Here is an 11209-nt window from a genome sequence, read left to right as displayed (position 1 = left end):
GCGAAGCTGTTTTGCGGAATATCGATTTTTCTCAATAAACAAAAAGCGAACCGAAAATTCGGTTCGCCTTTTGTTTTATTCGAATGCTGATTGGATGTCTGCGGCCATCTGGCTGACAGATTGCAGTCCGCCGCCTGACAGGTACCAGTAATCCGGATCAAGATAGATGATTTTGCCTTCCTGGTATGCAGTTGTTTTCTGCACCAGTTCATTTTCAAGAGAATCTTTGGCACTTGCATCTGTTCCAACTGCCGCATTGCGGTCGATGACAAAAATCATGTCCGGATTTGTTTCCAGAATGTATTCAAATGAAATGCTTTGCCCATGAGTGGAAACTTCAATGCCTTCGTCAGCCTGCTGTACGCCGAATACATCATGGATGATTCCAAAACGTGAAGCTGCTCCGTATGCACTAACTTTGCCTTCATTGGCTAAAACGATCAATGCTTTTTCGTCAGTCGCACTTGCTTTAACATCTTCGATCTGTGTTTGAATTGCAGCCAATTCTTCTGCCACTTCATCTTCTTTTCCGAAGATTTCACCAAGCGTTGTCATATTGCTCTGGAAAGATTCCATGTATTTCGTTGTATCCACACCCAGATGAATCGTTGGTGCAATATCGTTGAATTCTTCGTACATCGAAGCCTGGCGTCCAGAAATGATGATCAGGTCCGGTTTCATCGCGTGGATCGCTTCAAAGTCCGCTTCTTTCAGCGTACCTGCGTTCACGTATTTATCAGCGTCAGCATACTTCTCAAGGTAGCCTGGAATATTGCCCTGTGGCACACCCGCGACTGTTTCGATGCCCAGTTTATCCATCGAGTCAAGAATACCGAAGTCGAATACGACCACTTTTTCAGGGTTTTTGTCAAAAGTCGTTTCGCCGAGTTCGTGAGTGACTGTTACAGTTTCAGCCTGCTCTTCTTTTGTATCGGCTGCTGCTGTTTTTGAATCCGCTGCTTCTTCATCCGCTCCGCACGCTGCAAGGAATGCCACCATCATTAATGTGAATGCGATCAATAACCATTTTTTCATCTTCTTCGTGCTCCTCTTTTTTAAGAATTAAAGTATACACAGATCCGGCAATTATCCATCATCTGTATCGGAATATCCATATCATAGATTTCTTTCAGTGCTGCACTTTGGATAATTTCTTCCGTCGGCCCATCTTTTACGACACGGCCGTTTTTGAGTGCGACAATCCGGTCTGAATAGACCGAAGCGAAGTTGATGTCATGCAATACGATGATAACCGTCTTGCCAAGTTCATCAACGAGGCGGCGCAGAATTTTCATGATTTGAACAGAATGCTTCATGTCCAGGTTATTCAGCGGTTCATCGAGCAGCACATAATCTGTATCCTGGGCAATGACCATGGCAATAAACGCGCGCTGGCGCTGACCGCCGGAAAGTTCATCCAGATAGGAATGCTCCATTTCTTTCAAATCCATGTATTCGATTGCCTGGTCCACCATTTTCTCGTCTTCACCATTCAGTCGCCCTTTTGAATACGGGAAGCGGCCGAATGATACCAGCTCACGAATCGTGAGGCGGACGTTCATGAAGTTCGACTGTTTCAAAATCGATACTCTTTTAGCCAAATCATTGGATTTCATTTTTTTCGTATTGGTCGAATCAATCAGTACTTCACCGGTATCCGCATCCAGAAGGCGGCTGACCATCGATAAAAGCGTGGATTTCCCTGCGCCGTTCGGTCCGATGAAAGACGTAATCTGCCCCCGGCGTATATCGACGCTGACATTTTCTACGACTTGTTTTTTTCCGTAAAGCTTGGACAATTCGCGTACCTGTATCATTTAGCCCGACTCTCCTTTAATAACAGATAGATGAAGTAAACTCCACCGATGAAGTTGATGATGACACTCAACGTTGTATTGAAAGTGAAAAACCTTTCCACCACCCATTGTCCGCCGACCAGGGCGATGATGCTGATGACAATGGCTCCGGTAAGAAGCACCGAATGCTTATATGATTTGAAGAATTGATAGGATAAGTTGGCCACAATCAGTCCGAAGAATGTAATCGGACCAACAAGTGCTGTAGCGATGGCAATCAAGACTGCTGAAAGAATCAGCATATACCTTACAAGCGAGTCATAATCCACACCCAGATTCAATGCAGTGTCGCGTCCGAGTGACAGCACATCGAGCGAAGCGTTATGCCTCCAGGCAAATGCTATCAGCAGCGCAATGATGACCAAGGACAGCCACACCAGATCGGAATTGACATTATTGAAACTCGCAAACATCCGGTCCTGGACGATCTGGAATTCATTCGGATCGATCAGCACTTGCAGGAAAGTCGAAATGCTCCCGAAGAATGTGCCGAAGATGATGCCGATCAGCAACAGGAAATAGATTGGCTGATTGCCTTTTTTAAACAGGAAGTGATAGAACAGTAATGCAAAAACGACCATGGCCGCTATCGAAAGGATGAAATTCACCTGCTGGTTCATGATGCTGATATGGCCAGACCCAAGGAAGAAAATCAGCAAAGTCTGGAGCAGCAGGTACAGTGAATCGAGACCCATGATGCTCGGAGTGAGGATGCGGTTATGCGTAATGGTCTGGAAAACCACCGTGGCATAAGCGATCGCTATTCCTGTCAGCACCATCGCAAACACTTTGATGCCGCGTCTCGGCAATGCATAATCAAAACTTCCGTTCAGGTCATGGAAAAGATAAACTCCGCATGCCGCCAGAGCCAGGGCCCCAAGAATGAGCATTTTATGTAAATCACGCATACGCCTTCCTCCTAAACAACAAGAAGAGGAAGATGAAGCTTCCAATGACTCCGACCATCAGGCTGATGGAAATTTCATACGGATAAATCAAAACTCTTCCCAGGATATCGCACAGCAGCAGGAAAATGGCTCCAAGCATAGCTGTGTGCGGCAATGTTTTCTGTAAGTGGTCACCTTTGAAAATCGAGATGATGTTCGGGATGATCAGCCCGAGAAACGGAATAATCCCCACCGTTAAAACGACCGTTGCAGTGATCAATGCCACAAGCACCAATCCGATGTTGACGACGCTCCTGTATTTGAGACCAAGGTTCTTGGAAAAATCTTCGCCCATCCCCGCAACTGTAAAGCGGTTGGCGTAAAGATAAGCGATGATGAACACAGGCACACTGATATACAGCAGTTCATAACTTCCCTTCATCACCATCGCGAAATCCCCCTGCAGCCAGGCGGACATGTTCTGAATGACATCCGCGCGGTAAGCGAAGAAAGTAGTAATGGAAGAAAGGATATTTCCGAACATCAAACCGACCAAAGGAATGAATATCGCATCTTTGAATTTGATGCGGTTGAGAATTTGCATAAAAAGGAAGGTACCCGCCAAAGCAAACAGGAACGCTACGGCCATTTTCTCAATCATGGACGCATTTGCGAACAGCAGCATGGAAACGAGAATTCCAAGTCTTGTCGCATCAAGTGTACCTGCAGTGGTCGGTGACACAAACTTATTGCGGCTCAATTGCTGCATGATCAGTCCTGCCATACTCATTCCTGCACCCGCCAGCAATATAGCGACCAGCCTTGGCAGACGGCTGATCAGGAAAATCTGTGTTTCTTCTGATTGGAAATCCAGCAGATCCAAAGGACTGATACTGCTGACTCCGACGAACAGCGAAATGACAGACAGTATGAGCAATGCCGGTATTAAATAACGTTTTTTCATGTCTGACCCTCATCCGTGTTCTATAAAAACTTAATAGACTGATTATGACAGTGATAATCATTATCACTGACTCACAATTCTTAGTATAGCATGTTGGCAACCAGAGTCAACGAATAACTGAGAATTATTTTCATTTAGATGAGAATCAAAGGATTTGTCGTTCTTTTGCCACAATTGCCAGGTTTCAGCCAATAAAAAACTGCACCGTTTACCGGGGTTCCGGCAAACGGCGCAGCTTATAATAGTGGAATCTTTTAAATTTCCTCTGCGTTCTCAATCACTTCAGCCGGAACAGTTATGGCGTCGATGCCGTTGTAGTTGCTGTACTCTGCCTGGATATCACTCAGGATGCTGACAGATTCGCCTTCCATTTCCATATCAAAATCCATGATGATGTTCATTGTATTCGGCAATAACGTCTCTTTATCAATGAAAATCTCATAATAGATCCTGTTGATCGTCATTCCGTTTAGAATTTCCTGCGCATTTATATCAATATCACCCATCACCTGATCCATTTGTTCAGAGATGAGTTTTTCGTATTCCTCACCTGCCGCATCCAGTGTCAGAATGAATTCATCCCCGGATTGCTCAAATGTAAAATCGTCCTGGAAAGCTTCCAGCTGCTCCAATTGGCCGGACAGATCCCCTGATTGCTGTTCCATCATTGCTTCTAATTCTTCCATTTCCCCGGCAGGCATTTTGAGCCACGCATCCATCATCGGGTCGTAGCTGTATATGCCTTCAGGCGTATAATACATTTCTGTTTCCATCGCGGGCATGTCTTCCATACCTTCAGAAACAAAAGTTGACTGCCCTTTTTGGTAAAATGCCAGCGGGTCGAGCGTCATGTCCATTGACATATCTATTTTCATGTCCATATTCATGCCCTCGGCAGCTCCCATCACCATCGTCTGGTTCGTCACCATATCCATATGGAAGCTGTTCGCTTCTTCGGATGCCGCTGACGTCTTCGCGAACAGTTCTTCCAATGTCAAATCACTCGTTTCAGAAGAATCGGTATTGTCTGCCGGCTCCGCGGTCTCTCCGCATCCTGCCATAGTGGCAGCAAGAACTCCAGCTCCCATTAGTGCCGTCCATTTTTTCAAATCATTCACCCTTTCCAGATTCTGTATTAATTAATAATACGCTGCAATTCCGGAGAAGTTTCATTTTTTATTTCAATTTCCGAAATTTCAATCGTTTATTTTTCATTTATGGACTATACTTTTCAATGTGAGAAAAAAAAGTTCAGCGATCAGGCCGAGATTCCAATGCCTGTCCAATAAACACAAGAGGTGAGTTTTTTTGAATTTAAAGCATTTTTTCAAGTACTATAAGCCGCATAAACGGCTGTTCATCATCGATTTCTCAAGTGCCGTCGTCGTCGCCATCCTGGAACTGGCGTTTCCGCTGGCCGTTCAATGGTTCATCGATGATCTTCTCCCAAGCGGCGAATGGAATTCCATTGTTACAGTGAGCATCCTGCTGCTGGCTGTGTTCCTTTTGAGCACGTTCCTTCAATATATCGTCAGTTATCTCGGTCACAAACTGGGCATCAATATTGAAACCGATATGCGGGAAGAACTTTTCACGCACGTGCAGCGGCAGTCGTTCCGCTTCTTCGATAACGTCAAGACCGGCCATATCATGAGCCGGATTACGAATGACCTGTTCGATATCGGCGAACTCGCCCACCACGGGCCGGAAGATTTCTTTATTGCCATCATGACGTTCTTCGGCGCATTCGGCATCATGTTCTGGATCAATCCGAAACTGGCGCTTGTCACGCTGATCGTCATTCCGTTCCTGATCTGGCTGATCACGTACTGCAACATCAAGATGAACTCGGCATGGAGCAATATGTACGGCAAAATCGCCGACGTCAACGGCCGCGTCGAGGACAGTGTTTCCGGGGCGCGTGTTGTCCAGTCTTTCACAAATGAAGAATTTGAAATCAACCGTTTCAAGAAAGACAACGGCAGTTTCCGCATTGCCAAGCTGGTGGCCTATAAAGTCATGGCTGCAACGCATTCCAGCATCTATATGATGACCCGTCTCCTGACATTGATCGTTCTTGTCTACGGGGCATGGCTGAATTACCAGAACGAATTGAGCTACGGGGAACTGGTCAGTTTCGTACTGTTCCTGAATGTCCTGATCAAACCGATCGACAAAATCAGCGCCCTGCTCGAATTGTATCCGAAAGGAATGGCCGGCTTTGGCCGTTTCCGTGAACTGCTTGAGCAGGATCCTGATATCGTCGATAAAAAAGGTGCCAAACCTGTCAGCGGCCTGCAGGGCAATATCACGTTCGATAATGTCCATTTCGGTTACGACGAACACAAAAAAGTGCTGAATGGCATTGACCTGAATATGCGGGCAGGCGAAACGATCGCATTTGTCGGACCATCGGGTGCCGGAAAAACGACGATCTGTTCATTGATTCCGCGCTTTTACGATATTCAGCAGGGCTCGATTGCCATCGACGGCATCGATATCCGGGACATGACCAAGCATTCGCTGCGTTCCCATATCGGCATCGTGCAGCAGGATGTCTTCCTGTTCACCGGCACGATCCGTGAAAATATCGCCTATGGCAAACAAGGCTCGAGTGATGAGGAAATTTTCGCCGCTGCCCGCAAAGCCCATCTGGAAGACTTCGTCAGCAAACTGCCGAACGGCTACGAGACCCAGATCGGTGAACGCGGTTTGAAATTGTCCGGCGGCCAGAAACAGCGCCTCGCGATTGCGCGCATGTTCCTGAAAAATCCGCCGATCCTGATTCTGGATGAAGCGACGTCCGCGCTTGATACGGAAACGGAACGCGTCATCCAGGAAGCTCTTGCCGAACTGGCAGAAAACCGCACCACCCTGATCATCGCCCACCGACTGGCGACGATCCGCGACGCAGACCGGGTCATCGTTGTGACCGAAGACGGAATCGCGGAACAGGGCGGCTACAGCGAATTGCTTGAGCACAACGGCATTTTCGCAAATCTGCACAGAATTCAATTTCAGCAATAAACACTAATAAACAGTAAAAAGCGCGGCCGGGATTTCTCCGGCCGCGCTTTATTTATTTTATTTCCCCACAATAAACTCCTGATAACGGTCGTAATCCGCACGGCTCAATTCCACCGTCAGAGACGTGCCTTCCTCTTCATATTCCGTTTCGCGGATGGTGGCTTTATCGTTCAAATAAGCGACGATATCGCCGCGGTCGAATGGAATCACCATTCGGCAGGTTACATAACTGGAGAAGATGCGCTGCTTGATCATCGCCAGCAGCTCATCCAGCCCTTTGTCATTTTTAGCGGAAATCCAGAGACCATCGCCGTTTGTCCGCGGATGCGGGATGCCGGCCAGATCGGATTTATTGTATACATAAAGCGTCGGTACATCTTCAACGCCCACTTCATGCAGCGTCCGGTTGGTGACTTCCATCATGTGACGGTATTCCTCGTGGGAAACATCCACGACATGGAGAAGCAGATCGGCATTCCGCGCTTCTTCCAGCGTCGAACGGAATGCACGCACCAGATGATGGGGCAGCTTGCTGACAAATCCTACCGTATCGGTGAGAAGGAAGCTTTTATTGTCATTCAGTGAAATTTGGCGCACGGACGTTTCGAGCGTCGCAAACAGCATATCTTTTTCGAAAACCTGTTTTTCTTCCTGCTGCCCAGTTTTCTTGAGCAACTCGTTCATGACCGTCGACTTGCCGGCGTTCGTGTAGCCGACGAGCGATACGACAGGCATGCCTTTTTTCGTGCGCTGCTTGCGCTGCGTCACGCGCTGATCTTTGATGTGTTCCAGTTCTTTATGGAGCTTGGAAATCTGGTCTTCAATTTTCCGGCGGTCGAGTTCGAGTTTCGTTTCACCGGCACCGCGGTTTGCCACTCCGCCGCCGCTGCTCCCGCCCTGCCTGCCGAGAGATGCGCGAAGGCCTACCAGCCTTGGCATCATATATTGCAATTGCGCCAGTTCAACCTGCACCTGCGCTTCACGCGTTTTGGCGCGGCGCGAGAAAATATCCAGAATCAGCATTGTCCGGTCGATGACTTTGCATTCCAGCTCTTCTTCGAGATTGCGGATCTGCGAGGGGGACAGTTCATCATTAAATATAATGAGGTTTGCATCCAATTCCTCATAAAGCGCTTTGATTTCTTCGACCTTCCCTTTCCCTACATAATGGGAGGGATTTATGCGCTCCAGGTTCTGGCTGATTTCGCCAAGCACTTCGACATTGCAGGCTTCCGCCAGGTTTGCCAGTTCATCCATTTCGTAGGCGAAATGGGTATCTTTTTGCAGCTGTACGCCGACCAGCACCGCTTTTTCAATCAATTGATCCATTAAACATTCTCCTTTGCAGCTCATTTATTTATGCCGCTCCTATTCCCTCCATCTTATCACAGGGACAGAAGACCTTTGAATTCAAGTGGCCTCACATGAAATAAACTCCTTTTTCAAACTCGATGCGCTGATCGCCATTTTTATAATGTACTTCTTCAAGGCGTTCCTGCCGGCCCTGCAGATTCCGGAACTCAATCAGGCAATTGGGCAGCTGCAGACTGCCTCCCAGCAGCTGTTTCCATCTCGCCTCCGCTTCTTCCGTATCCTCTACGCCAAAAATACAGCGCTCCAGCAAGAGGTCTTCACTTTCCGGCGTCACTGCCCCGCTGTCACGAAGCCCTTCGCAGCGCTGCTCGTCGCTTTCGTCCCATTGAATAAAAAATGGATTCGGCAGGCGGGCAGACGGCTCTTCATCGATGAACAGCATCTTCCACTCGATCAGTTTTCCTTCAGCCGTTCGGCGGCTTCCATCCAGAACGCCGCTCGTCTGAAAACCTGCAGCCGTCAAACGCTCCTCCAACTCAGCAATGTCATCTGTCCGGAAACACACGGTACCGAACCCAGCCCCATTATGCAGCAGCAGTTTCGTCAGCGGATGGTCAGCCCCTTTGGCAACTTCCCGGTTTTCAAGAGCCAGCCATTCGATATAGCTGTCCTTTCCATACAATAAAGCGTTCCGGGTGCCCCATTTTTCATGGCGCCCGCCGATAACGGCATTGCGGCTCTTCTGCCTCCAAAATTGCACCGCCTGTTCCGGAGTTTCTCCTATAAAATGAATGACATGATCGAATTTCATGCACTTCCTCATCCTTTCCGCAGGTTTTTCCCCTCTGCTCCCTGCTTTCTGCAGATATCTCTAATCTCCCTTTTTCCTGTTATATTGGACAAGATCAGTATATAAAACTTAATTTGCTTATCCACATTTTTGGCCGGTTTTACCTGCTTGCTGTATTTATTATTACCCTTTTCCTCATCTTTATACCCATCATTAAATATGGCAGAATCCGCATTGGTTCAGATACGGGAAGCGCGCAAGCAGCAACTGAAATAAAAAAGCTGGCTATACAAAAGCTCAACCCTTCCACAAGGAAAGGGTTGAGCTTTTTCTTGTTATTTTATTTGTCTTCATTGATCAAACGTACGGTTTCATCAAACTCTGTTTCAATCTCTGCATTCGGTTTGTAAGTCACGAGACTCACCAGCCATGCAACCAATAGACAAAGGAAGAATCCTGGGATGATCTCGTAGACACTGCCGAAAAACTCCTGATTAGGCGTTGGAACTGCCCCTTCTTCGACCCTGCCAAGCAGATCCCAGATGATGACGGTTGCGGCACCTACGATCATACCTGCAAGTGCACCCATGCTCGTGAGCTTGCGCCAGAATAATGCCAGGAGGATCAGTGGACCGAATGCCGCACCGAATCCTGCCCATGCGTAAGCAACCAGATCAAGGATCGTTTGATTTTTTTCCCATGCCAGCCAAGCAGCGACAATCGCAACCAATAGAACGCCGGCACGGCCAAGATTTACAACGATGGCATCAGAAACTTTCTTTTTAGAAGCAATTTTATACAGATCTTCCACCAACGCCGAAGAACTTACCAGCAATTGAGACGAAATCGTGCTCATGATGGCGGCCAATACAGCAGCCAACATAAAACCAGCTATAAATGGATGGAAAAGTATCTGTCCAAGCGTGATAAAGATCGCTTCTGAATCTGTCAGCGCTGCACTTGGATTCTGCTGGAAATAAGCAATCCCTACAAGGGCTGTAGCAGTGGCACCCAGAAGGCTTAGAATCATCCACCCGATACCGATGCGACGGGCCTGCCGGACTTCTTTCAAAGTCTTAATGGCCATAAAACGGACAATGATATGCGGCTGTCCGAAATATCCCAGCCCCCATGCCACAGCCGAAATGATGCCGATTGCCGAAGCCCCCGTAGTGAAGTTCAGTAAAGCCGGATCAATCGAACGGATGCTATCTGCAGTTTCACCGAATCCCCCGGTAACGAAAATCCCGACAGTCGGCACAGCGATCAGCGCCAGGAACATCATGATCCCTTGTACAAAATCGGTGTAGCTGACTGCCAGGAATCCGCCGAACAATGTATAGGCTACGACCACTCCAGCCACGACGAGCATACCTGTTTGATAACTCATATTGAATGAGCTTTCAAAGAATACTCCTCCTGCCACCATTCCTGAAGACACATAGAACGTGAAAAAGATCAAAATAATAATTCCGGAAACAATTCGTAATAACCGTGAAGAATCTCTCAAGCGATTTTCTAAAAAGCTGGGAATTGTAATCGAATCTTTAGTGACCAGTGAATAGACGCGCAAACGCGGAGCCACGAAGAACCAGTTCAAATAGGCTCCGATCGTCAATCCGATGGCAATCCAGACTTCCACCAGACCGTTAAGATATATAATTCCGGGAAGCCCCATTAACAACCAGCCTGACATGTCGGATGCCCCTGCACTAAGTGCGGCTACGCCTGGCCCAAGACCACGCCCTCCGAGCATGTAATCGGATAAATTGACGGTTTTACGATAAGCATACCATCCGATAAATAACATAGCGACCAAGTAAATAACAAGTGCTATGATCTGAAACGTTAAATCTGACATCTTATCTCCCCCTTCGACCCCATTGTATCATTCTGAGTCTTTGATACCAGCATTTTTTTGTTTTACTTGCTGTTAAAAGGGGGAATTGAGAGGCAAGGAGGCGATTATAGTGCCATGGACTAAAGACGATTATCCGGATTCATTCAAGAATTTAAACGCCGATGTGCGCAACAAGGCAATTGAAATCGCCAACGCTCTGCTGCGCGATGGCTATGAAGAAGGAAGGGCGATTCCGATTGCACTGGACCGCGCCAAATCCAGTGTGCACGGCGATGAAGAGCAACCGGTTTATGAAATACGCCCGCATGATGAAGGGTGGCAGCTGAAGAAAAAAGACAGCAAAAAAGCGATTCTCATTGAAGAAACAAAAGAAGAGCTGATGGGCGATGCCAAACGCTATGTCAATAAGCATAACGGCGAACTCCACATTTACACAGAAGAAGGAAAACTTGAAAACAAATTATACGAATAAAACCGGCAAAAAGCCGGCGAAGAAAAAGAGCTCTTTTT

At 47.4% G+C, this 11209-nt stretch carries 10 protein-coding genes; 2 read left to right on the top strand and 8 right to left on the bottom strand.

The window, feature by feature from the left end; genetic code table 11:
- Positions 1-75: 75 nt before the first annotated feature.
- The 5 genes from KW93_RS06045 to KW93_RS06025 all read right to left on the bottom strand — a co-directional run bounded on the left by KW93_RS06045 (position 76) and on the right by KW93_RS06025 (position 4816).
- A complete protein-coding gene (locus KW93_RS06045) occupies positions 76-1035 on the bottom strand; it encodes a siderophore ABC transporter substrate-binding protein (RefSeq protein WP_033542089.1) in 960 nt (319 codons plus the stop codon).
- Positions 1036-1055: 20 nt separating this feature from the next.
- A complete protein-coding gene (locus KW93_RS06040) occupies positions 1056-1817 on the bottom strand; it encodes an iron ABC transporter ATP-binding protein (RefSeq protein ID WP_033542088.1) in 762 nt (253 codons plus the stop codon).
- Positions 1814-2764 (bottom strand): iron chelate uptake ABC transporter family permease subunit, encoded by a 951-nt coding sequence (locus KW93_RS06035; RefSeq protein ID WP_033542087.1) that lies wholly within the window; start codon positions 2762-2764, stop codon positions 1814-1816. The genes KW93_RS06040 and KW93_RS06035 overlap by 4 nt, the downstream gene beginning before the upstream one ends.
- Positions 2757-3707, bottom strand: a complete 951-nt coding sequence (locus KW93_RS06030) for an ABC transporter permease (protein WP_033542086.1) — start codon at positions 3705-3707, stop codon at positions 2757-2759. Before KW93_RS06030 ends, KW93_RS06035 begins: the two co-directional genes overlap by 8 nt.
- Before the next feature lie 254 nt (positions 3708-3961).
- Positions 3962-4816 carry a DUF6612 family protein gene (locus tag KW93_RS06025; RefSeq protein WP_033542085.1) on the bottom strand — a complete coding sequence of 285 codons (855 nt, stop codon included), beginning with the start codon at positions 4814-4816 and terminating at the stop codon, positions 3962-3964.
- Between the two features lie 199 nt (positions 4817-5015).
- Here KW93_RS06025 and KW93_RS06020 point away from each other — a divergent pair, with 199 nt between their 5' ends.
- Positions 5016-6734 carry an ABC transporter ATP-binding protein gene (locus tag KW93_RS06020; protein ID WP_033542084.1) on the top strand — a complete coding sequence of 573 codons (1719 nt, stop codon included), beginning with the start codon at positions 5016-5018 and terminating at the stop codon, positions 6732-6734.
- 57 nt (positions 6735-6791) lie between these two features.
- On the opposite strand, the gene hflX is transcribed toward KW93_RS06020, so the two are convergent.
- The 3 genes from hflX to putP all read right to left on the bottom strand — a co-directional run bounded on the left by hflX (position 6792) and on the right by putP (position 10699).
- On the bottom strand, positions 6792-8063 hold the full coding sequence (hflX, locus tag KW93_RS06015) for a GTPase HflX (protein ID WP_033542083.1): 1272 nt from the start codon (positions 8061-8063) through the stop codon (positions 6792-6794).
- A gap of 91 nt (positions 8064-8154) precedes the next feature.
- The gene (locus tag KW93_RS06010) at positions 8155-8859 is read right to left on the bottom strand and encodes a VOC family protein (RefSeq protein ID WP_033542082.1); all 705 of its coding nucleotides are present in this window, start codon (positions 8857-8859) and stop codon (positions 8155-8157) included.
- A gap of 319 nt (positions 8860-9178) precedes the next feature.
- Entirely contained in the window at positions 9179-10699 is a 1521-nt protein-coding gene (gene putP / locus KW93_RS06005; protein ID WP_033542081.1) for a sodium/proline symporter PutP, read from the bottom strand.
- A gap of 109 nt (positions 10700-10808) precedes the next feature.
- On the opposite strand from putP, the gene KW93_RS06000 reads away from it, so the two are divergent.
- Positions 10809-11171 (top strand): DUF2188 domain-containing protein, encoded by a 363-nt coding sequence (locus KW93_RS06000; protein WP_033542080.1) that lies wholly within the window; start codon positions 10809-10811, stop codon positions 11169-11171.
- Positions 11172-11209: the final 38 nt, after the last annotated feature.

The sequence above is a fragment of the Planococcus sp. CAU13 genome (assembly GCF_000775575.1).
GTDB lineage: Bacteria > Bacillota > Bacilli > Bacillales_A > Planococcaceae > Planococcus.
This window is presented reverse-complemented; position numbering and strand designations above follow the sequence as displayed.

Excerpts from the sequence above, each read along its gene's own strand:
- KW93_RS06040 (WP_033542088.1), bottom strand. The coding sequence starts at position 1,817 with ATGATACAGGTACGCGAATTGTCCAAGCTTTACGGAAAAAAACAAGTC.
- KW93_RS06035 (WP_033542087.1), bottom strand. The coding sequence starts at position 2,764 with ATGCGTGATTTACATAAAATGCTCATTCTTGGGGCCCTGGCTCTGGCG.
- putP (WP_033542081.1), bottom strand. The coding sequence starts at position 10,699 with ATGTCAGATTTAACGTTTCAGATCATAGCACTTGTTATTTACTTGGTC.
- KW93_RS06030 (WP_033542086.1), bottom strand. The coding sequence starts at position 3,707 with ATGAAAAAACGTTATTTAATACCGGCATTGCTCATACTGTCTGTCATT.
- KW93_RS06010 (WP_033542082.1), bottom strand. The coding sequence starts at position 8,859 with ATGAAATTCGATCATGTCATTCATTTTATAGGAGAAACTCCGGAACAG.
- KW93_RS06045 (WP_033542089.1), bottom strand. The coding sequence starts at position 1,035 with ATGAAAAAATGGTTATTGATCGCATTCACATTAATGATGGTGGCATTC.
- hflX (WP_033542083.1), bottom strand. The coding sequence starts at position 8,063 with ATGGATCAATTGATTGAAAAAGCGGTGCTGGTCGGCGTACAGCTGCAA.